This window comes from Streptomyces sp. NPDC053431, from assembly GCF_044544925.1.
Taxonomy (GTDB): Bacteria; Actinomycetota; Actinomycetes; order Streptomycetales; family Streptomycetaceae; genus Streptomyces.
Genome location: NZ_JBITXX010000003.1, coordinates 362,238 through 383,407 on the forward strand (window position 1 = coordinate 362,238; position 21,170 = coordinate 383,407).

The following is a 21,170-nucleotide window of genomic DNA, read 5'->3' on the forward strand; positions in this document are numbered from 1 at the left end:
ACGACCTGATCGAAGCCCTGCAATACCTGCTTGGCCCGGCTGCTTCTGCCTTGCGAGGTGGGCCCGTTCAACGCCACCCCCACGGGGACGGCATTTTGTACTCTCCGCTGATTCTCAAGATCTTCTCTCCCTCGTTGGAAAGTCGAAGTGCCCGCTCATAGTCCCCCCGAGGGATCGGCTGGTCGCTCAGCGTCGGGTCGTAGACATAGCGACCGTCCGAGTACACCTCATGGAACGTGTAGTCCTCGATCACCTTTCCGTCCCAGGTGAGGGTGAGGGCCTCGGTGGACTGCTCACAGAGCGTCGTTCCGTCCCAGGTGAAATGGACGGTCTCCGTCGGGGAGTGCTTGGCGATGCGGCGGCCGAGCGGGTCGTAGACGTACCGCCATTCCGTGCCGTCCGGGGTGACGACGGACGTCAGGCGGTCTTCGGCGTCCCATGCGTAGCGCCAGGTGTCCGGCTTCTTCGACAGGCGGGTCTTCTGGCGGAGAACGGTGCGGCCCTGGGTGTCGTGTTCGTAGCGGACCGCGCCAGCGCGGGTGATGCGGGTGCCGGCGCACGAGCGGGGGCCCGCCGCCTCCGGGGCGCCCGGCCAGGCGGCCTCCGTCTGGTTGCCGGCCTCGTCGTACGCGTACCGCTCCGTCCACCGGTCGGCCCGGACCACACGGCCGCCGTCCCGGTGGGGGACGGCGGCCGCTGGGGTGTGCTGGTGGAGGACGGAAGGAGGGTCAGTCCTTCTTCGGGTCCTCCAGGCGCGGGAAGAGGATCGCGCCCTTCGTGACCGTGGCGCCCGCCGGGAGCTTGCCCCACGTGCCGGCCTCGTGGACCGGCTGGGCGGCCAGGGCGCCCAGGGCCGGCTCCGCGCCGAGGGAGTCCCAGAGCTTCTGGGAGGTCTCCGGCATGATCGGGTTGAGCAGGACGGCGACGGCGCGGAGGGACTCCGCGGCCGTGTAGAGGATCGTGGCGAGGCGGGCGCGGCCCTGCTCGGACTCGTCCTTCGCGACCTTCCAGGGCTCCTGCTCGGTGATGTAGCCGTTGACCTGCTTCACGAAGTCGAAGATCGCCAGGATGCCGCCCTGGAAGTCCAGCTCCTCGCCGATCTTGGTGTCGGCCGTGGCCACGGCCTTCGCCAGGCCCTCGTGGACCGCCTTCTCCGCGTCGCCGTCCGCCGTCGCCGCCGGCAGCTCGCCGCCGAAGTACTTGCCGACCATCGCCGCCACCCGCGAGGCGAGGTTGCCGTAGTCGTTGGCCAGCTCGGACGTGTAGCGCGCGGTGAAGTCCTCCCACGAGAAGGAGCCGTCGCTGCCGAACGCGATCGCCCGCAGGAAGTACCAGCGGTACGCGTCCACGCCGAAGTGCGAGGTCAGGTCCTGCGGCTTGATGCCGGTCAGGTTCGACTTCGACATCTTCTCGCCGCCGACCATCAGCCAGCCGTTGGCGGCGACCCTGCCGGGCACGGGGAGACCCTGGGCCATCAGCATCGCCGGCCAGATCACCGCGTGGAAGCGCAGGATGTCCTTGCCGACCAGGTGCACGTCGGCCGGGAAGGTCTCCTCGAACTTCGCCGGGTTCTCGTTGTAGCCGACCGCCGTCGCGTAGTTCAGGAGCGCGTCGACCCACACGTAGATCACGTGCTTGTCGTCCCACGGGATCGGGATGCCCCAGTCGAAGGTCGAGCGGGAGATCGACAGGTCCTGCAGGCCCTGCTTGACGAAGTTCACGACCTCGTTACGGGCCGACTCGGGCTGGATGAAGCCCGGGTTCGCCTCGTAGAACTCGAGCAGCTTCGGACCGTACTCGCTCAGCTTGAAGAAGTAGTTCTCCTCCTTGAGGATCTCCACCGGCTTCTTGTGGATCGGGCACAGCTTCGTGCCGTCCTCCGCCTCGATGAGATCGCCCGGGAGCTTGTACTCCTCGCAGCCCACGCAGTACGGGCCCTCGTAGCCGCCCTTGTAGATCTCGCCCTTGTCGTACAGGTCCTGCACGAACTCCTGGACGCGGTCGGTGTGGCGCTTCTGCGTGGTGCGGATGAAGTCGTCGTTCGCGATGTCCAGGTGCTCCCAGAGGGGCTTCCAGGCCTCCTCGACGAGCTTGTCGCACCACTCCTGGGGCGTGACGCCGTTCGCCTCCGCGGTGCGCATGATCTTCTGACCGTGCTCGTCCGTGCCGGTGAGGTACCACACCTTCTCACCGCGCTGGCGGTGCCAGCGGGTGAGCACGTCGCCTGCGACGGTCGTGTAGGCGTGGCCCAGGTGAGGAGCGTCGTTGACGTAGTAGATGGGGGTCGAGACGTAGAACGCCTTCGTCCCCTGCTTCTCGGATCCAGTGGCCGCCATGGTGCGAATTTTAACGGCCGGGAGGTGCTGCCCTCGCCGGGGTACGCCGGAGGCCCGGCGCCCGTACGCGTGCCGCGTGCGGTGCCGGGCCTCCGGGGGCCTGCGAGGGCGGGGCCGTCCTCGCCCGCCCGGTCCCTACAGCGACCAGTCCGCGAGGAGGCCCTTGTAGAACGCGGCGTGCGGGGTCTCCACCGGGGCCGGGCCGGCGAAGTGGACGCCCGTACGGGGAGTCGCGAGCTTACGGAGGTAGTCGAAGGCCTTGTTGTCCTCCTCGCCCCACACCGTGAACCGCCAGTGCACCTGGGCCGTGCCCTCGGCCGCCTCCGTCAGCGCCTGGGTCGCCGCCGTCTTCGACTCCGGCGCGCCGTCCGTCTGGAAGACCACCAGGGCGGGCCGGCTCGGGTCCGCGCTCTTCTCGTGCAGGGCGAGGACCTCCGCGACCGCGCGGTCGTAGTTGGTCCGGCCCATCCGGCCGAGGGTCGCGTTGATCGTCTCGACGCGGTCGGGGGTGGTGTCGGCGGGGCGGAGCTCCGCGGTGCCGTCGATCTCCGTCGAGAAGAAGACCGTCGTGACCGCCGCGTCCTCGGAGAGGTGCGCCGCGAGCGCCACGGTCTGCTCGGCGAGGCGCTGCACCGAGCCGTCCTTGAAGTACGGGCGCATCGAGCCGGAGCGGTCCACCACGAGGTACACCGCCGCCCGCGCACCCGTCAGCCCCTGCTTCTTGAGCACCGCGCCGGCCGCCTTGTAGGCGTCCACGAGGTGGGGGGCGGCGGCCTTGAGACGGGGGAGGGAGAGGGCGGGGGCAGCGGCGGCCGTCTCGGGGGCGGCCGGCTCCTCGGTGGCCGGCTCCTCGGTGGCCGTTTCGGCGGTGGCCGGCTCCGTGGTGGTCGTCTCCGGGGTGGCCGGCTCTGCGGTGGCCGCTTCCGGGGCCTCCGCGCTCGCCGCCAGGGGCGCCTCGGTCGCGTCGGCCTCGGCGCCGGCGTCGTCCGTGGCCTGCGCCTCGGGCTCGTCGACCTCGGCCGCCGGGGCCGGGGCCTCGGTCGTGTCGTCGTCGGCCTGCGGGTCTGCGTCCGTGGCGGCGGGAGCCTCCTCGGCCGTGGCTGCCGGCTCGCTCTCGGTGGCGGGCTCGGTCGCGGCGGCAGGCTCGCTCTCGGTGGCGGGCTCGGTCGCGGCGGCAGGCTCGCTCTCGGTGGCGGGCTCGGTGCTCGCCGTGTCCTCCGCCGCCGGGCCCTCCGGCGCGGTGGGCGCCGGCGTCTCGGCGGGCGCCTCGGCCTCGGCAGCCTCCGTCTCGGCGGCCGTCTGCTGCGGGGCGGCGTCCTCGTCCTCGGTCTTGGCCTCGTCGGGAGCGGTGCTGTCGGCGTCCACCGCCCGGACCGGCTCCTGCGCCGCCGGCGCCTCGGCCTCCGCCTCGTCCGCGACCGGCTCGGCTTCGGCGTCCGCCGCCTCGGCCCGCGGCTGCTCCGCCGGGGCCTCGGCCTCTGCCTCGGCGTCCGCCGTGACCGTCCGGGGCTCTTCCGTCGCGTCCTCGGTCCGGGTCTCTGCCTCGGCGTCCGCCGTGACCGCCTGCGGCTCCTCGGTCGCGTCCTCGGTCGTCTCCTCGGCCTGGGCCTCGGCGTCCGCCGGCTCCGCCTCGCCCGCGCCCTGGGACTCGGCCTCAGCCGTGCCCGCCGGCTCGGCCCCAGCCGTGGCCGCCGGCTCCGCCGCGTCCGTGTCACCGGGCTCCGTCGCATCGGCGTCCGCGTCCGTACCGCCCGCCCCGGACGAAGCGCGTCGCGCCGCCGGGATCTGCGGGTTGTCGAAGCTGGCCGCCACCAGGTCCGCCGCCGCACGCGCCGCGGCCGCCTCCGCCGGAGCCGGGTCGGCCGCCGGGTCGGCCGGGGCCGGCGCGACCGCCGGAGCCGCGGCCGGCGTGGCCGCCGCCTCCGCGGTCACGGGCGTCGCGGCCGGCGCCGTGTCCGCCGTGGTCTCCGTCTCGGGTGCCGCTCCCTGGGCCGGGACGGAGGTCGCCGGGACGTCGGGTTCGGCGTCGTTCGCGCGGTCGCGGCCGAATACCTTGCGCAGCAAGCTCCGAATACCCATGGGCGAACCCCTTCGCATGAGTTGGGCGGTATGCGTCCTTCATCCCTGGCCAGGGCGGACACGTAAGGTTAGCGGCCACCTTCGCCGCGCCCTACGACCCGGGCGCCCCCGGACGCCGCGCATTCATCGCGCGTTCACTCTGTCGCCTCCGACCTGCAGACACGCGCCCATAACGTCACCGCGGACAGAGCCGAACCATGGAGGACGAAGTGCGCAAACTGCTGCCGATGCTGAGCAACCACTCGCACGGAGGCGGCCGTTCCGCCCTGACGTGCCGGTTCCGGTGCGGTGACGCCTGCTTCCAGGAGGTGCCCAACACCAGCGCCAACGAGTACGTCGGCGACGTCATAGCCGGGGCGCTGTCGCGCCGTTCCGTCATGCGGGCCGCCGCCGTCGTCACCGTCGCCTCCGCCGCCGGCGGTGCCGTCGTCCTCGGCAACGCGCCGGCCGCCGAGGCGCACGGCGGTCACGGGCCGCACGGCGGCAAGGCCGACGGGGCCCGCGGTCTCCGGTTCGAGCCGGTCGCCCCCAACACCGACGACCAGGTCACCGTCCCCGAGGGCTACGCCCAGAACGTCGTGATCCGCTGGGGCGAGCCCATCCTCCGCGGCGCGCCCGCCTTCGACCCGGAGAAGCAGACCGCCGCCGCCCAGGCCGGTCAGTTCGGCTACAACAACGACTTCCTCTCGCTCCTCCCGCTCCGCGGCGAGCCGCACCGCCAGGTGCTCGTGGCCAACCACGAGTACACCGACGAGGTCCTGATGTTCCGGGGCTACGACCCCGAGAACCCGACCCGCGAGCAGGTCGAGATCGCCTGGGCCGCGCACGGCCTCGGTGTCGTCGTGGTCCAGGAGGAGCACCGCACCGGCCGGCTGACCGCCGTCACCCGCCACCACCTCAACCGGCGTCTCACCGCCACCAGCGAGTTCGAGCTCGCCGGTCCCGCCGCGGGCGGCGACCTGGTGAAGACCTCCGCCGACCCCGAGGGCCGTACCGTCCTCGGCACGCTCAACAACTGCTCCGGCGGCACCACCCCGTGGGGCACCACCCTCCACGGCGAGGAGAACTTCAACCAGTACTTCGCCCACGGCTCCAGCGCCACCGACAAGCGCTACGGCATCGGCACCGGCGCCACCGAGCGCAAGTGGGAGCGCTTCGACAAGCGCTTCGACCTCGCGCAGGAGCCCCACGAGGCGCACCGCTTCGGCTGGGTCGTCGAGCTCGACCCGTACGACCCGGAGTCGACGCCCCGCAAGCGCACCGCGCTCGGCCGCTTCAAGCACGAGGCCGCGCAGCCCCGCCTCACCGCCGACGGCCGTCCCGTCGTCTACATGGGCGACGACGAGCGCTTCGACTACTTCTACAAGTTCGTCGGCAGCAAGCCCATGAAGAAGGGCCGCTCGCGGGCCGCGCACGCGCACAACCTCACCCTCCTCGACGAGGGCACCCTCTACGTGGCCAAGCTGACCGGCGACAGCCCCGCCGCCGAGATCGACGGCACCGGCAAGCTGCCCTCCGACGGCGAGTTCGACGGCTCCGGCGTGTGGATCCCGCTGGCCACCGCCGGTCCGGACGGCGCCGTCTCGCACGTGCCCGGCATGACCGCCGAGGAGGTGTACGTCTTCACCCGGCTCGCCGGTGACAAGGTCGGCGCCACGAAGATGGACCGCCCCGAGGACATCGAGCCCTCCCCGCGTACCGGCCGCGTCTACGTCGCGCTCACCAACAACTCCAACCGCGGCAAGGGCACCAACCCGGGCGCCGACGAGGCCAACCCCCGCAACCTCAACAAGCACGGTCAGGTCCTGGAGCTCGCCGAGCACTGGGACGACCCGGCCTCCGACGGCTTCGCCTGGCGTCTGTTCCTCGTCGCCGGCGACCCGAACGACCCGGCGACCTACTTCTCCGGCTTCCCCAAGGACAAGGTGTCCCCGATCTCCTGCCCGGACAACGTCGCCTTCGACCCGCACGGCAACCTGTGGATCTCCACGGACGGCAACCAGCTGGGCTCCCACGACGGCCTGTTCGGCGTCGCCACGCACGGCGAGCGGCGCGGTGAGCTCAAGCAGTTCCTGACCGTTCCGCGCGGTGCCGAGACCTGCGGCCCGATCGTCCAGGACCGTCGTGTCCTGGTCGCCGTCCAGCACCCGGGCGAGGTCGACGGCGCCTCCGTCGAGAAGCCGGCCTCCGTCTGGCCCGACGGACCCGGCCGGATCGTCCGCCCGGCCGTCGTCTCCGTCTGGCGTACCGACGGCCGCGACATCGGCGTCTAAGTCCGACCGGCCCCGCGCCGGGGGCGGGCGCCGGCCCGCCCCCGGCGTCCACGGGGGCGTCGGCCCGCGCCCTGTCCGAGCCCCGGGTCGGCGGCGGCGTCAGCCCGTCGCCGGTCCGGCCGCCGGGCCCACCCCCAGGCCCTCCCGGAACCTCACGAACTGCTCCTCCGGCTCCCCCGTGTACACCCACGGGACCCACGCCGCCCGTGTGCCGAGGAGCCCGAGCAGTTCCCGGGCCACCTCCACCTGGCCCGCGTAGCACGCCGCGTGCGCCAGGTAGTTGAGGTCCGCCACCTCCTCCGGCGCCACCGGGCTGCCCGGCTCCCGGCCGCCGATCCAGCGCGCGTGGGTACGGAGCAGCTCCGTCACCGCCAGCTCGTGCTTCCAGTGCTGGTCGAAGCCGCGCACCGGGCCGCGGCCCAGCGCCCCGTCCGCGATGTAGCGGTACTCCTCGACCCGCGCGATCTGCACCAGGATCGGCAGCGGCGAACCGGGCGGCGCCACACCCGCCGCGTCCCGCGCGAAGTCGTACATGGCGCCGTGCGTGCCGTGCCAGCGCGCCGACCAGTAGCGCAGCACCTGGGTGTGGCCCTCCGTGTTGTACGGGTCCCGGCGGCGCAACTCGGCGAACCAGTGGTGCAGTTGGCGGCGCGGCACCCCGCCCTCGTACAGCCGGGCGACCGACAGCAGCGAGACCCACGGCATGGGGTCGGCGGGTGCCGCTTCCGCCGCCGCGAGGCAGGCGTCCACGGACGCGTCGATCCGGCCCCGGTCGACCGCGCCGCCCCGGCCGGCCGCGATGGCGGTGTCGAAGACCCGTACCACCTCGGTCGCCGCCCGCAGCACCGCCGCGTCCGGGTTGCCGGGCTCGGCCGCCCGCCAGGCCTCGACGGTCGAGCTGCCCGCGGCGGCGTGCGAGAGGAGCCGTAGCCGGTGCGTACGGCGGGGCCAGTGCTCGCCGGTCGCCGCCAGCAGGTCCCGTACGCCCTGCCAGCGGCCGATGACCATGTCGTGGCGGGCCTCGGTGAGCGCGCGATCGCCGAAGTCCGGGTCGAAGTCCGGGGTGAAGCGCGCGACGCGCGAGGACCGGCCCGAACGCGACGGGCGGCGCAGAGCGGCCATCCGGATACCTCCCTCGTAAGCGGAACCAGCGGAACCAGCGGAGCCGGCGGTGCCAGCGGAACCAGCGGAGCTAGCGGTGCCAGCGGTGCCGGCGGTACCGGCAAAGCCAGCGGTGCCGGCGGTGCCGGCGGTACCGACAAAGCCAGCGGTGCCGGCAAAGCCGGCGGTGCCGGCGAAGTCAGTGGAGTCGGTCGAGTCGCGCCGGCCGTACCTGTCCGGCCGGCCCGCGGTACGGCGCGCGTCCGTGGCACCGCGCCCGCGGGTCGCGGAAGCCCGTCCGCGCGCCCCCGCCGTCAGAAGTCGGTGGCCAGGGACTCCTCCGCCCGCCGGGCGCGCGGTGAGTCCGGCGAGGCGTAGGGCTCGGCGGCGGCCAGGGCCCGGCCGGCGTCGAGGCGGGCCGGCCGGTAGTAGGCGCTGCCCTTCTTCCAGTAGACGAGCATCGGCACGACGCCGACGGCGAGGCCGCCCAGGCCGATGACGCGCGAGGCGGTGGACAGCTCGCCGAGCGACTCGACGAACACCCACAGCATGAACGCCGAGCCCAGCAGCGGCCACAGGCCGCCCAGGAGGAAGTCCCGTACGGAGGCGAGCAGCAGCTTCTTGTACGCGACGACCGCGGCGATGCCCGCGAGGCCGTAGTAGAACGCGATCTGCAGACCGATCGCGCTCACCGCGTCGCCGAGGACCTCGCCGACCGAGCCGGCGGCGGCCGAGGCCGCGAACATGACGAGCGCGGCGGCGCCGACCGCGAGGACGGCCACCCACGGCGTGTTCCAGCGGCGGTGGACGGTGCCGAGCGCGGCCGGGAGGGTGCGGTCGCGGCCCATGGCGAAGAGCGAGCGGGTGACCTGGATGAGGGTGGTCTCCAGGGTGGCGACGGTGGACAGGAGCACCGCGAGGATCAGCAGCTTGCCGCCCACGCCGGGCCAGATCTCCTGCCCGAGCACGGCGAGCACGTTGGCGTCGGCGTGGTCGATCTGATCGGCGGTCAGCAGGACGTTGACGGCCACGGTGAAGGCCTCGAAGAGCAGGAACACCACGCCGATGCCGACGAGGGCGGCGAGCCCGGCCGTGCGGCGGCTGTCGCGGGTCTCCTCGCTGAGGTTGCTGGTGACGTCCCAGCCCCAGTAGTAGAAGGCGGCGATCAGCGCCCCGGACGCGAAGCCGGAGGCGCCGCCGAAGTGCCCGAGGCCGAACCAGGACCAGTCGAAGGCGGTGGCGCCGCCGTGGTGGAGCAGCGCGCCCAGGACGAAGGCCACCATGACGATCAGCTCGACGCCCGACATGAGGAGTTGGGCCCGTACGGTGAGCCGCGCGCCGCCGAGGACGACGAGCAGCATCATCAGGAACCAGCCGGCGCCGACGGCGCAGGACAGCGCGGTGTCGTCGGCGTGCTCGGGGGCGAGGAGGGACAGCGTCAGGGTGCCGGCGGGGAGGGATCCGGCGACCATGAAGACGGTGGCGGAGAAGACCAGCGCCCAGCCGGAGAGGAAGCCGAGGAACGGGTGGAGGGTGCGGCCCACCCAGGAGTACCCGGCGCCCGCGTTGACGTCGATCCGGCCCAGCCGGGCGTAGGCGAGGACGATGCCGAGCATGGGTATCGCGCAGTAGAGGAGCGCGGCGGGCCCGGCGAGGCCGACCGCGCCGAAGAGCACGGCGGTGGTGGCGGCGAGGGAGTAGGCGGGCGCGCTGCCCGCCACGGCCATCACGATGGTGTCGAACGTGCCGAGGGCGTTGGGCTGGAGGCCTCTGCCGGGGGCTCTGCCGGATGCTCTGCCGGGAGTCGTGCGCATGGCGGTGTCCTCGGGGCGGTGGGGAGGGGGGAGGGGTCGAGCGGGGTGGAGCAGGCTGGGGGGAACGTGCGGAGGGGATGTGGGGGGCGGCGGGAAGTGACCGTGCCACCAGGGCGCTTGTGGCAGGGAGGGGACGCCGGTCACGGTGAATTCGTGCGCATCGTAGTCGTACCCGTGGGATCCGGTAACGGCAGTGGGAGGGTTGGGTTCCGCTACCACCGGTAAAGGCTTCCGTACGCCCCATTGGCGAGGTTTACGCGCCGGCCCGCCACGCTCACGGCGAGGCGGTCGCGCGGGCCGCGCGCACCTCCTGGCGCAGCGCGGCCAGCACGCCGTCCTCGTCGCCGCCGAGGTCCACCCGGACCTCCACGAGCACCTCGCTGGACCGCAGTCCGTCCGCCAGTTCCCGCAACTGCCGCTCCACGGCGGCGACCTCGGCCGGCTCCGGGGCCGGCGCGCCGTGGTCGACGCGGATCCGGGCGGCGGTGGTGGCGTCCACGATCCGTTCGACGGCGATGGCCAGTGGCCACCAGGCGGCGGCCAGGTCGCCCGCGGGCGGGGGCTCGGTCAGGGCGCGCTGGAACTCCGACCGTACGGCCGACATGTCCCGGTACAGCTTGCGCCGGGCCCGGTGGCGCGCGCCGGGATCCGTGTCGCCCGCGCCCGGGGCGAAGGCCAGCGCGACGTAGCCGGCGGTGTCGGCGACGGCGTCGGCGAGCCGGTCGGCGACCCGGGTGTGCCAGGACTCGGGCCAGAGCAGGTAGCCGGCGACCAGGGTGATCGCGCAGCCGATGAGCGAGTCGTAGAGGCGTGGCAGGACCAGGTGGAAGCCCTGGTGGTTGAGGACGTCGGAGAGGAGCAGGATGACCGGGGTGATGGCCGCGGTCTGGAAGGCGTACCCCTTCGCCGAGAAGGCCGGGATGAGCGCGGCGAGCACCGCGATCACCGGCACGTCCCACCAGCCGCGCGGCACGGCGGCGAGCACGGGCGCGGCGAGCAGCAGTCCGCCGGCGGTGCCGAGGGCGCGCAGCACGGCCCGGGAGAACACCGAGCCGAAGTCCGGCTTCAGGACGAAGGTGACGGTGAGCGCGACCCAGTACGAGCGGGGCACGGCGATGAGCGAGACGAGGGCCTGGGCGAGGCCGATGCAGAGCGCGAGCCGCAGGCCGTAGCGCCAGGAGGCGCCGGACAGGAGGACGCCGCGGCCGGCCCGCCACAGCCGGACCCGCAGGGCGGCCGGCCGCCCGAGCCCGTCGTCGACGTTGTACGCGCGGGGCTCGGCCCCGCGGACGACGGTGGCGGCGTAGCGCACGGCCTCGTCGACGGCCTTCTCGGACGGGCGGCGGGCCTCCGGGAGGTCCGGTTCGGGCCCGCCGGTGCGGCCCTGCTCGACGGCGTCGGCGAGCGCCCGGACGGCGGTGGGGATCTGCGGCGGTGGCGGCCGGTGGAAGCGGTGGGCCGCGAGGTGGGCGGCGGGGGCGGCCTCCAGGAGCGGGATCAGCGCGTTGAGCTGGGCCAGCAGACGCACCAGGGTGGGCGCGCGGCCGTGCTGGCGGGCGCGGCGGGCGAGGACCAGGTCGTACGACTGGTTGAGGGAGGCGGTGACGGCCTGCCGTCGCTCGTCGTACGCGTCGGTGCCGGTGGCCTCGAAGAGCTCCGCGACGGCCCGGTACGTCCCGGCGACGGCCGCCCGCTCGGGCTGCCCGCCGCGCAGGGGCCACCCGAGCAGGGTGAGCGCGAGGACGACGACCCCGCCGAGGCCGAGCAGCACCGGTGCCTTCCACCAGGGCTCGGGCATGGGCAGGCCGGCGCCGACGACGGCGTTGAGGAGCAGGACCAGTCCGGAGACGGAGGCGACGGCGCCGATCGACGAGATCATTCCCGACACGAGCGCCACGAGCGTGAGCACGACGACGGCGAGCCAGCCCTGTCCGAAGACGAGGGTGCCGAGCGTGACGCCCAGGGCGCCGAAGAGCTGCGGCACGGCGATGTTGAGCATCCGCATCCGGTAGGCGTCCGCGGTGTCGCCGATCACCCCGGACAGCGCGCCCATGGACACGAGGGCCCCGTAGGCCGGCCGGTCCGTGGCGAGCCCGACGGCGAGCGGGGCGGAGAGCGCGACCGCCGCGCGGAGCACCGCGGGCCACGGCACGGGCGTGGGCTGCGGCCGGAGCCCGGCGGTGAGCCAGGCGGGCGGGGACAGCCGTGGGGGTTTCGCCATGCGTCCAACGTAGGCGGTGGGGGGCGGGGCCCCGGCCGTCCCGGGGTCAGCTGCGGTAGTTCTCCACCTCGGCGGCGGGGCGGAGGGCCGCGGTGTCCGGATCCTCGCCGAATTCGGTCTTGGCGCGGCGCTGCCGCAGCAGGTCCCAGCACTGGTCGAGCTGCACCTCGACCTCGGCGAGGCGGGTGCGTTCCTCGTCCAGGAGGCCGCCCGTGCGCGAGCGCAGGGCGCGCTCCTCCTCGACGAGGGCGCCGATGTTCTCGAGGATCTCGTCGTTGTCCATGCCTTCCAGCGTGGCCGATCGGTGCCCGGCCCGCAGGTCGAGCGGGGGCCGGGCACCGCCGTGCCGGTCAGTGGCGCAGCGCCTGGGAGATCTGCGCCTTCGTGTCGCCGGAGAGCGAGCGGTTGCTCCGGGCCGTACCGGACTTGGACCTCCCGGGTTCGACGCCGTCGATGTTCACGACGACCGCGTCCAGGAGATTGCCGTCCGGGTCGCGGAAGTTGACCAGGATCGTGTAGTCGGCGTTCTTGTCCTCGGGGTTGGTCGCCGTGATCTCGGCGACGGTCCGGTCGCCGTCGACGGACGTCGGTCCCGCCTTGACGTCGCCGGTGGCGTTCACCCCGTCCTTGACCTGGTTCATCTTCTCCTGCGCGGCCGAGGCGACCGCCGCGGTGGCGGAGGAGGCGATGTCGCCCGCCTTTTCCTTCGCCTGGTCGCAGCCGGTGAGGGCCGGCCCGAAGGCGGCGACGGTGAGGATCACGGCGGCCACGGACGTGGCCCGACGGCCGGGGCGGCGGAGGCTGCCGCCCTGGCCGCGGAGGCGGTGGCGGTGGCTGTGGCGGCGGGTCATACGCGCTCGCGTCCGTACGAGTCGTCCGAGGCCAGCGCCCAGACGACGAAGACGGACACGGCCATCGAGAACAGCGCCCACCACGGCTGGTAGGGCAGGAACAGGAACTGGGCGAGGACGTTCAGCGAGGCGAGCGCGATGCCCGCGACCCGGCCCCACTCGGCGCCCCTGAGGATCCCGATGCCGGCGATGGCGACGACGACGCCGAGGCAGAGGTGGATCACGCCCCACGCGGTCAGGTTGAACCTGTACACGTAGTCGCCGACCCGGGCGTAGACGTTGTCCTCGGCGATGCCGGCGATGCCCTGGAAGACGTCCATGATGCCGGTGACCAGCATCAGGACACCGGCGAAGAGGGTGCCGCCGGCGGCCCAGCCGCCGCTGCTCGGCTGCTGCGGTGATGTGCGCGGGGGTGCGGTGTTCTGGCTCATGGCCTCATCGTGGGAGCGCCCGTTCGGTCCCGAACCTTCTGCTGGGCCGTACGGGTGAGAGGGCCGCGGGAGACGCTCGTGGGAGGCGCCCGTGGGAGGCGGCCGTGGGAGGCGCCCGCGCGAGACGTCCTTCGCTCCGGTCCGCGATCCGGTCCGCGCCCCGGCTGATCCACTTGCGGGCGGTGCGGCGCGGGTGTGCCCTGGAGGGTGCACCTGAAGGCGCGGGAAAGGAGCCTCCGCCATGGCCGCACACGCAGCGGTACCCGCCCGCAGGCACTTCCGCACGCACGGCTGGGGGCTGCCGGTCACCCTCGGCATCGCCTACGGCCTCTACGCCCCGACCAATGCCCGCCAGGGCGGCGCGACCAGCTGGGGCCAGTTCTGGCTCGGCGTCATCAGCGGCGTCGTCCTCGCCGTCGCCGTGTACGCGATGCGCCGTTACGGCCGGCTGCTGAGGCGCGAGCTGCGCGCGGCCGCCTGGGGCGCCCTCGCCGGCATCGCGATCGGCTTCCTCTACAGCCTCACCGGCGCGAGCATCTACTCCTCGACGCTCCTCGGCCTCATCGTCGCCGCGTGCACCGGAGCCGCCGCCTACTACCTCTTCTACACGCACGAGGACGCCGCCGGCCGCCCCGCGCCGTACTGACGGCGCGCTACCGGCCGAGCCCGTGCCGCCGGCGCCGGTGGTAGGCGACCGCCACCGCCGCCAGCAGGACGGGCCAGGCGACGAGCGGCGCGTAACAGGCGACGAGTACGGCGTCCTGGGCCGGTGAGACCGGGATCCCCGGGCCGAGCCCGGCGTGTGCCGCGTAGGCCCCCCACACCGCGAGCGCGCACAGCCCGGCCACTCCGGCGAGGGCGGCGGCGGTCGCGGCGGTGGGGTTCACCGGGCGCCCGCCGAGGAGCGGCATCCAACGCGGGAAGACCTCGCCCCAGGCGCGGACGAGCCCCAGCGTCAGGAAGGCGAGCAGCTCCGACACGAGGCTCAGGGACACCACGTACACGGACTCGCCGAGTCCGTGGACGGCGGAGCCGAATCCGGCGCCGGCGTCCTGGGTGACCGGGAGTCCGGCGACGAGCGCGAACCGCCACAGGCCCGAGGGGAGGACGACGAGAGGGACGGCGTGGGCGGCGAGCGCGGCCCAACGGGGCACGGTCGGCAGAGCGTTGATCATCGGCATGACAGCAGCCTCGCGCCGCCGGCGCCCCGCCCGCGTCGCCGCGACGGCCGAACCGCCTCCGCCGCACGGCGGAGGCGCCGTCGTCGGCCGGGATCACGGCCGGGGCGTGGTCTGCTGCACGGCCCAGCGGTTGCCGTCGGGGTCGGCGAAGTAGACGAAGGACCCCCACGGCTGGTCGTCGATCGGACTGACCTCGATGCCCCGGGCCCTGAGGTCGGCGTACGCCTCCTCGATGTCGGCGACGACCACCTGCATGTTGTCCAGGGAGCCCGGGTCCATCTCGGTGATCCCCTTCCCGAAGGCGATCGAACAGGCGGAGCCGGGCGGCGTCATCTGGACGAAGCGGATCGCCTCGCTGACGGTCACGTCGTGATCGGCGTGGAACCCGACCTGCTCGTAGAAGGCCTTGGCCCGGTCGACGTCGCTGACGGGCACCCCGATCAGTTCGAGCTTGATGTCCATGAGGGCATCTTCCGCCGCCGGGCCGCGGGCCGCATGACGAGCGCCCGGCCGACGCCGTCAGCCCTCCTCGTCCCCTCGGGCCTCTCCCCGGACGACCACCACCGGACACGGCGCGTGGTGCGTGACGTTGGAGGAGACGGAGCCCAGGACGGCCGCCTTGAAGCCGGTGTGGCCGCGGTCGCCGACCACCAGGAGGTTCGCGCCCTCGGCCTGGTCGACGAGGACCTGGGCGGGGTTGCCGCTCGCGACCGTGCGGGTGGTCGCGGCGGCGGTCTCCGGGGTGAGGGCCCTGGCCAGGGACTCGTCGAGGATCTGCCGGGCGAGCCGCTCCGCGTCGAACTCCGGCGGCACGCCCGGCATGAGCGTCGACCAGGACGCCGGGTACTCCCAGCCGATCACCGCGTGGAGGGAGTCCCCGGCGACGGTGGCCTGCCGGGCCGCCCACTTCAGCGCCTTCAGGGAGGACTCCGATCCGTCCACGCCCACCACGATCCTGCCGCCGGTCATCGCCGAACTCCGTTCGTCGTCGCTGTCGTGTGCCGCTGTTCTCGGGGGGCGCCTCGCCCGAGAACGGCGGCGTAAACGGATCAGTCCAGACGCAGGTCGGCCAACTGCCGCTCGAACGGGACGACGTCCTCGTCGGCCTCGGCCTCCTCCCGGGCCGGCCGCGCGCCGACCAGGTCCGCGAACTCGGTGCCGGCCCGGGTGATCCGGGACGGCAGGCCTTCGGTGTACTCGTCGCCGCCCGAGCCCCAGTCCTCCGAGGCCGCGTAGACGGCGGTCGGGGCGATCAGGGCCCGCAGGTAGGCGAAGAGCGGGCGGAGGGCGTGGTCGAGGACGAGGGAGTGGCGGGCGGTGCCGCCGGTCGCGCCGATGAGGACCGGGGTCCCGGTCAGCGCGGCCGGGTCGATCAGGTCGAAGAAGGACTTGAACAGGCCGCTGTACGAGGCGGTGAAGACCGGGGTCACGGCGATGACCCCGTCCGCGCCGGTGACCTTGTCGATCGTCTCCCGGAGCTTCTCCGAGGGGAAGCCGGTGACGAGGTTCTTCGCGATGTCGACGGCCAGGTCGCGCAGTTCGACGACCTCGACGTCGACCGCGTACTCCTGCTCGGCCAGCCGGTAGCGGGCGGCCTGGAGGAGGCGGTCGGCGAGCAGCCGGGTGGAGGAGGGGCTGCTGAGGCCGGCCGAGACGGCGATCAGCTTCAGGGTGCGCACGGGGTCATGCCTCCTTCTTGGCCGTGACGGCCGGGTGGAGCGGGGCGGTCGCCGGGACGTCGGCCGGGCGCAGGTTCTCGAACTCCTTGCGCAGCACCGGGACGACCTCCTCGCCGAGGAGGTCCAGCTGCTCCAGGACCGTCTTCAGCGGCAGCCCCGCGTGGTCGACCAGGAAGAGCTGGCGCTGGTAGTCGCCGACGTACTCGCGGAAGGACAGGGTGCGTTCGATGACCTCCTGCGGCGAGCCGACGGTCAGCGGGGTCTCGCGGCTGAACTCCTCCAGGGACGGACCGTGGCCGTACACGGGCGCGTTGTCGAAGTACGGGCGGAACTCCCGTACCGCGTCCTGCGAGTTCTTGCGCAGGAAGACCTGGCCGCCGAGACCGACGACGGCCTGCTCGGGGGTGCCGTGGCCGTAGTGCGCGTACCGCTGCCGGTAGAGACGGACCATCTTCTCGGTGTGCTGCTTGGGCCAGAAGATGTGGTTCGCGAAGAATCCGTCGCCGTAGTAGGCGGCCTGTTCGGCGATCTCGGGGGAGCGGATGGAGCCGTGCCAGACGAACGGCGGGACGCCGTCGAGCGGGCGCGGGGTGGACGTGAAGCCCTGGAGGGCGCTGCGGAACTTGCCCTCCCAGTCGACCACGTCCTCCCTCCACAGCCTGTGGAGGAGCGCGTAGTTCTCGATGGCGAGCGGGATGCCCTGGCGGATGTCCTGGCCGAACCACGGGTAGACCGGGCCGGTGTTGCCGCGGCCCATCATCAGGTCCACGCGGCCGTCGGCGAGGTGCTGGAGGGTGGCGTAGTCCTCGGCGATCTTCACCGGGTCGTTGGTGGTGATCAGGGTGGTGGAGGTAGACAGGATCAGGTTCTCCGTGCGGGCGGCTATGTGCCCGAGGAGGGTCGTCGGGGAGGACGGGACGAAGGGCGGGTTGTGGTGCTCGCCGGTCGCGAAGACGTCCAGGCCGACCTCCTCCGCCTTGAGCGCGATGGCGACGGTGTTCTTGATCCGCTCGTGCTCGGTGGGGGTCCGGCCGGTGGTGGGGTCGGTCGTCACGTCGCCGACGGTGAAGATCCCGAACTGCATCGTGCTCACCTCTCGCTTCCAAGTTTTGGTTGAATCTTAAACCATCACCCCTAACGGCGCCACCCCCCGACGTATTCCGGGTCCGTACGCTGGAGGGCATGACCGATCTGGAGAACGCCCAGAAGTAGCCCCCGGGCGGCCGGTTCCCGCCCCTCGGAAGGGCCTCCCGTAAAGTCCCCGACGTGAACGCTGCGATATCGGTCGTCGGAATCGGCGCGGACGGCTGGGACGGACTCCCCGAGGCCTCCCGCCGCACCCTGCGCGCCGCCGAGGTCCTGATCGGCGGCCCCCGCCAGCTCGACCTGCTGCCCGCCGCCGACTGCCCCGGCACCCGGGTCCCCTGGCCCAGCCCGCTGCGCCCCGCCGTCCCCGGCCTGCTCGCCGCCCACGAGGGGCGCCGCGTCGCCGTCCTCGCCAGCGGCGACCCCCTCTTCTACGGGATCGGCCGCACGCTCGCCGAGCTCGTCGGCCCCGAGCGCCTCGACGTCCGGCCGCACCCCTCCTCCGTCTCGTACGCCTGCGCCCGCCTCGGCTGGCCCCTGGAGGCCACCGAGACGATCTCCCTCGTCGCCCGGCCGCTCGACGCGCTCACCGCCGCCCTGCACGACGGGCGCCGGCTCCTCCTGCTCGGCGAGGGCCCCGAGAGCCCCGCGCGCGTCGCGGAGCTGCTGCGCGCCCGCGGCTGGGGCGGCACCCGGATCCGGGTCCTGGAGCAGCTCGGCGGCCCCGGCGAGCGGGTCCTCGACGGCACCGCCGCCGACTGGCCGTACGAGCGGACCGACGCCCTCCACGTCCTGGCCCTCGACTGCGTACGCGACCCGGACACGCTCCGGCTCGGCACCACGCCCGGCCTGCCCGACGAGGCGTACGAGCACGACGGGCAGCTCACCAAGCGGTACGTGCGCGCGGCCACCCTCGCCGCGCTCGCCCCCGCCCCCGGCGAACTCCTCTGGGACATCGGCGGCGGCTCCGGCTCCATCGGCATCGAATGGATGCGGGCCCACCGCGGCTGCCGGGCGATCGCGGTCGAGAAGCAGCCCGAGCGCGCGGCGCGCATCGAGCGCAACGCCGCCGCCCTCGGCGTACCGGCCCTGAGGGTCGTCACGGCCGCCGCGCCCGCCGGGCTCACCGGCCTGCCCACCCCCGACGCGATCTTCGTCGGCGGCGGCCTGACCGCGCCCGGTCTGCTCGACGCCTGCTGGGACGCGCTCCCGGCCGGCGGCCGGCTCGTCGCCAACACCGTGACCCTGGAGTCCGAGGCGCTGCTCGCCGACCGCTACCGGCGGCACGGCGGCGAGCTGGTCCGGCTCGCGGTCGCCGCCGCCGTGCCCGTGGGCGGCTTCACCGGCTGGCGCCAGGCCATGCCGGTCACCCAGTGGTCCGTAACGAAGGGTTGAACACAGAGATGACCGTCTACTTCATCGGCGCGGGCCCCGGCGCGGCCGACCTGATCACCGTGCGCGGCGCGCGGACCCTGGCGAAGTGCGGGGTCTGCCTCTACGCCGGCTCGCTCGTGCCGACCGAGCTGCTCGCCGAGTGCCCGGCGGACGCGAAGCTCGTCGACACGGCGAAGATGGACCTCGACCAGATCGTCGCCGAGATCGCCGCCGCCCACGCGGCCGGCCAGGACGTGGCCCGGCTGCACTCCGGCGACCCGTCCGTGTTCAGTGCCATGGCCGAGCAGATGCGCCGCCTGGACGCGGCCGGCATCCCGTACGAGGTCGTGCCGGGCGTCCCGGCCTTCGCGGCGGCCGCGGCGGCGCTGAAGCGGGAACTGACGGTCCCGACCGTCGGCCAGACCGTCATCCTCACCCGCATCGCCCAGCAGGCCACCCCCATGCCGGAGGGCGAGGACCTGGCGACCCTGGGCCGCAGCGGCGCGCTGCTGGTCCTCCACCTCGGCGCCCGCTACGTCGACCGGATCGTCGCCGAGCTCGTCCCGCACTACGGCGCGGACTGCCCGGCCGCCGTCGTCGCGATGGCCAGCCGTCCCGACGAGGTCGTGCTGCGCGGCACGCTGGAGGACATCGCGGACCAGGTGAGGGCCGCGGGCATCACGAAGACGGCCGTCATCGTCGTGGGCCGCACGCTGGCGGCCTCGGAGTTCCGCGACAGCCACCTCTACGACCCGGCCCGGGACCGCCACACCTGCTGACGGCCCCCGCGGCCGGACGACTCAGGCGTTCGGCCGCTTGCCGTGGTTCGCCTTCTTCTTCTTCCGGGCCCGCTTCTTGTTGCCGCGCTTGGCCATGGGACTCCCTCTCGTGTGGGAACACTGCCGGGGCCAGCCTAGGTTCGGGCCCCGCGGCCCGCACGCCGGCCGTCGGCGCGGCGCGCCGCGCCTTCCCGCCCCGTCAGCCGGCCGCCGCCCACTCCGGCGCCAGCGCCGACATCAGCGTCGCGTCCACCCGTTCGCCCTCCCACAGCAGGGCCCCGCGGAGCACGCCCTCCGCACGGAAGCCGGCCTTCTCGTAGGCGCGGCGGGCGCGCGGGTTGAAGGCGTAGACCTCCAGCCAGACGCGGTAGAGGCCCAGGCCCTCGAAGGCGTGGCCGACGATGAGGCGGGTGGCCTCGGTACCGAGGCCGCGGCCGACCCCTTCCGGGGTGAAGCAGATCCGGAAGGCGCAGCTCTCGTTGCCGGGGTCCCACTCGTTGAGGACCGCCTCGCCCACGACCCGGCCCGTCGCCCGCTCCACCACGGCCAGGTCGAGCCGGTCGTCCTGGGCACCGCGCGAGCCGTACCACTTGCGCAGCGTGGGCTCGTCGAAGCGGGTGTGGTTTCCGGTCAGCCGGTCGATCTCGGGGTCGTCGAACATCGGCAGCAGCGCGGGGACGTCGTCCTCGGTGACGGGGCGGAGGATGACGCGTTCGCCGGTGAGGGTGGGCTTGTACGAGAAGTCGGCCATCCGGGCATTCTGCGGCGCCCCGGCGGCCGCGTCGCACGAATTACATTCCTCGGCGAGCCGCGGGCTCCCGCCGCGCCGGGCCGCCTGGACTACGCGCCCGGGCCGGCCGGGGTCGACCGCCCCACCACCACGCCCGCGCGGTCGATGCAGACGACGTCCACCGCGACCGGGGCGCCGCGCAGGACGGCGAGGGCCTCGTCGCGGGCCCGGGCGGCGACGAGGTCGCCGAGCGGGACGCCGGCGGCCTCGCAGAGGCGGAGGGCGGCGAGGCCGGTGTTGGCGTCGGCGATCTCGGCGGCCAGGGCCTCGGTGGCGCCGCCCGTACGCGCCAGGTCGGCGAGGAAGCCCTTGTCGACCTGGGAGCGGGCGGAGTGCAGGTCCAGGTGGCCGGCGGCCAGCTTGGAGAGCTTCGCGAAGCCGCCGCAGAGGGTGAGCCGGTCGACCGGGTGGCGGCGGATGTACTTGAGGACGGCGCCCGCGAAGTCGCCCATGTCGAGCAGGGCGATCTCCGGCAGCTCGTAGAGGCCGGTCACGGTCTTCTCGGACGTGGAGCCCGTGCAGCCGGCGACGTGCGTGAGGCCGCCGGCCCGGGCCACGTCGACGCCGCGCCGGATGGAGTCGATCCAGGCCGAGCAGGAGTAGGGGACGACGACCCCGGTGGTGCCGAGGATGGACAGGCCGCCGAGGATGCCGATCCGCGGGTTCCAGGTGGAGCGGGCGATCTCTGCGCCGTGGTCGACGGAGAGGGTGATCTCGACGTCGCCGGTGCCGCCGTGGGCCGCCGCGACCTCGGCGACGTGGTCCCGCATCATCTGGCGGGGGACCGGGTTGATCGCCGGTTCGCCGACGTCGAGGGGCAGCCCGGGCAGGGTCACGGTGCCGACGCCCTCACCGGCCTTGAAGACGACTCCCGAGCCGGCCGGGAGCAGCCGTACCGTCGAGCGGATCAGCGCGCCGTGCGTGACGTCCGGGTCGTCCCCGGCGTCCTTCACCACGCCGGCCGTCGCGGAGTCCGGCCCCGTCGACTCCACGGCCAGCGCGAAGGACGGCGTGTGCCCCTTCGGCAGGGTGATCGTCACCGGGTCCGGGAAGTCCCCGGTGAGCAGCGCCGTGTAGGCGGCGGTCGTCGCCGCCGTCGCGCAGGCGCCGGTCGTCCAGCCGGGGCGCAGACCGGTGTGCTTGAGTTGGGCCGCACGCCCGCCGGAACTCATGAA

20 protein-coding genes and 1 pseudogene are annotated in these 21,170 nt (G+C 73.7%); 4 read left to right on the forward strand and 17 right to left on the reverse strand.

The window, feature by feature from the left end; translation table 11 throughout:
• Positions 1–259: 259 nt before the first annotated feature.
• The 3 genes and pseudogenes from ACIGXE_RS11115 to ACIGXE_RS11125 form a co-directional block, all read right to left on the reverse strand.
• A pseudogene (locus ACIGXE_RS11115) lies at positions 260–772 on the reverse strand (RHS repeat domain-containing protein); the annotation flags it as partial.
• On the reverse strand, positions 729–2,336 hold the full coding sequence (metG, locus tag ACIGXE_RS11120; protein ID WP_399745783.1) for a methionine--tRNA ligase: 1,608 nt from the start codon (positions 2,334–2,336) through the stop codon (positions 729–731). The pseudogene ACIGXE_RS11115 and the gene metG, both read right to left, overlap by 44 nt.
• Positions 2,337–2,471: 135 nt before the next feature.
• Positions 2,472–4,415 (reverse strand): VWA domain-containing protein, encoded by a 1,944-nt coding sequence (locus ACIGXE_RS11125; RefSeq protein ID WP_399745785.1) that lies wholly within the window; start codon positions 4,413–4,415, stop codon positions 2,472–2,474.
• Positions 4,416–4,624: 209 nt separating this feature from the next.
• On the opposite strand from ACIGXE_RS11125, the gene ACIGXE_RS11130 reads away from it, so the two are divergent.
• Positions 4,625–6,688, forward strand: a complete 2,064-nt coding sequence (locus ACIGXE_RS11130; protein ID WP_399746345.1) for a PhoX family protein — start codon at positions 4,625–4,627, stop codon at positions 6,686–6,688.
• A gap of 99 nt (positions 6,689–6,787) precedes the next feature.
• Here ACIGXE_RS11130 and ACIGXE_RS11135 read toward each other — a convergent pair whose 3' ends face one another.
• The 6 genes from ACIGXE_RS11135 to ACIGXE_RS11160 form a co-directional block, all read right to left on the reverse strand.
• A complete protein-coding gene (locus ACIGXE_RS11135) occupies positions 6,788–7,810 on the reverse strand; it encodes a hypothetical protein (RefSeq protein WP_399745787.1) in 1,023 nt (340 codons plus the stop codon).
• 293 nt (positions 7,811–8,103) lie between these two features.
• Positions 8,104–9,603: an APC family permease gene (locus tag ACIGXE_RS11140; protein WP_399745789.1), complete on the reverse strand. Its 1,500-nt coding sequence runs from the start codon at positions 9,601–9,603 to the stop codon at positions 8,104–8,106.
• A gap of 274 nt (positions 9,604–9,877) precedes the next feature.
• A complete protein-coding gene (locus ACIGXE_RS11145; RefSeq protein ID WP_399745791.1) occupies positions 9,878–11,824 on the reverse strand; it encodes an FUSC family protein in 1,947 nt (648 codons plus the stop codon).
• 46 nt (positions 11,825–11,870) lie between these two features.
• On the reverse strand, positions 11,871–12,107 hold the full coding sequence (locus ACIGXE_RS11150) for a DUF2630 family protein (protein ID WP_399745793.1): 237 nt from the start codon (positions 12,105–12,107) through the stop codon (positions 11,871–11,873).
• Between the two features lie 67 nt (positions 12,108–12,174).
• Complete coding sequence (locus ACIGXE_RS11155) at positions 12,175–12,675, reverse strand: hypothetical protein (RefSeq protein ID WP_399745795.1); 501 nt, start codon at positions 12,673–12,675, stop codon at positions 12,175–12,177.
• Positions 12,672–13,106: a hypothetical protein gene (locus ACIGXE_RS11160; RefSeq protein WP_399745797.1), complete on the reverse strand. Its 435-nt coding sequence runs from the start codon at positions 13,104–13,106 to the stop codon at positions 12,672–12,674. Before ACIGXE_RS11160 ends, ACIGXE_RS11155 begins: the two co-directional genes overlap by 4 nt.
• A gap of 241 nt (positions 13,107–13,347) precedes the next feature.
• Between ACIGXE_RS11160 and ACIGXE_RS11165 the strand changes: the two genes are divergently transcribed.
• On the forward strand, positions 13,348–13,752 hold the full coding sequence (locus tag ACIGXE_RS11165; protein WP_399745799.1) for a hypothetical protein: 405 nt from the start codon (positions 13,348–13,350) through the stop codon (positions 13,750–13,752).
• A 7-nt stretch (positions 13,753–13,759) separates the two neighbouring features.
• Here ACIGXE_RS11165 and ACIGXE_RS11170 read toward each other — a convergent pair whose 3' ends face one another.
• From ACIGXE_RS11170 to ACIGXE_RS11190, 5 genes are all read right to left on the reverse strand, one after another.
• Entirely contained in the window at positions 13,760–14,287 is a 528-nt protein-coding gene (locus ACIGXE_RS11170; RefSeq protein WP_399745801.1) for a hypothetical protein, read from the reverse strand.
• Positions 14,288–14,380: 93 nt separating this feature from the next.
• Positions 14,381–14,749, reverse strand: a complete 369-nt coding sequence (locus ACIGXE_RS11175) for a VOC family protein (protein ID WP_399745803.1) — start codon at positions 14,747–14,749, stop codon at positions 14,381–14,383.
• Between the two features lie 57 nt (positions 14,750–14,806).
• Positions 14,807–15,256, reverse strand: coding sequence for a universal stress protein (locus ACIGXE_RS11180; protein ID WP_399745805.1), 450 nt, complete (start codon positions 15,254–15,256; stop codon positions 14,807–14,809).
• Between the two features lie 80 nt (positions 15,257–15,336).
• A complete protein-coding gene (locus tag ACIGXE_RS11185; protein WP_399745807.1) occupies positions 15,337–15,966 on the reverse strand; it encodes an FMN reductase in 630 nt (209 codons plus the stop codon).
• A 4-nt stretch (positions 15,967–15,970) separates the two neighbouring features.
• On the reverse strand, positions 15,971–17,050 hold the full coding sequence (locus ACIGXE_RS11190) for an LLM class flavin-dependent oxidoreductase (RefSeq protein WP_399746347.1): 1,080 nt from the start codon (positions 17,048–17,050) through the stop codon (positions 15,971–15,973).
• A 182-nt stretch (positions 17,051–17,232) separates the two neighbouring features.
• Here ACIGXE_RS11190 and cbiE point away from each other — a divergent pair, with 182 nt between their 5' ends.
• Positions 17,233–18,447: a precorrin-6y C5,15-methyltransferase (decarboxylating) subunit CbiE gene (gene cbiE, locus ACIGXE_RS11195; protein ID WP_399745809.1), complete on the forward strand. Its 1,215-nt coding sequence runs from the start codon at positions 17,233–17,235 to the stop codon at positions 18,445–18,447.
• An 8-nt stretch (positions 18,448–18,455) separates the two neighbouring features.
• On the forward strand, positions 18,456–19,205 hold the full coding sequence (gene cobM, locus ACIGXE_RS11200) for a precorrin-4 C(11)-methyltransferase (RefSeq protein ID WP_399745811.1): 750 nt from the start codon (positions 18,456–18,458) through the stop codon (positions 19,203–19,205).
• A gap of 21 nt (positions 19,206–19,226) precedes the next feature.
• Here the strand turns inward: cobM and ACIGXE_RS11205 are convergent, their stop codons facing one another.
• From ACIGXE_RS11205 to ACIGXE_RS11215, 3 genes are all read right to left on the reverse strand, one after another.
• On the reverse strand, positions 19,227–19,301 hold the full coding sequence (locus ACIGXE_RS11205) for a 50S ribosomal protein bL37 (protein WP_099895366.1): 75 nt from the start codon (positions 19,299–19,301) through the stop codon (positions 19,227–19,229).
• Between the two features lie 103 nt (positions 19,302–19,404).
• Complete coding sequence (locus tag ACIGXE_RS11210) at positions 19,405–19,956, reverse strand: GNAT family N-acetyltransferase (protein ID WP_399745813.1); 552 nt, start codon at positions 19,954–19,956, stop codon at positions 19,405–19,407.
• Positions 19,957–20,045: 89 nt separating this feature from the next.
• Entirely contained in the window at positions 20,046–21,167 is a 1,122-nt protein-coding gene (locus tag ACIGXE_RS11215; RefSeq protein ID WP_399745816.1) for a cobalt-precorrin-5B (C(1))-methyltransferase, read from the reverse strand.
• Positions 21,168–21,170: the final 3 nt, after the last annotated feature.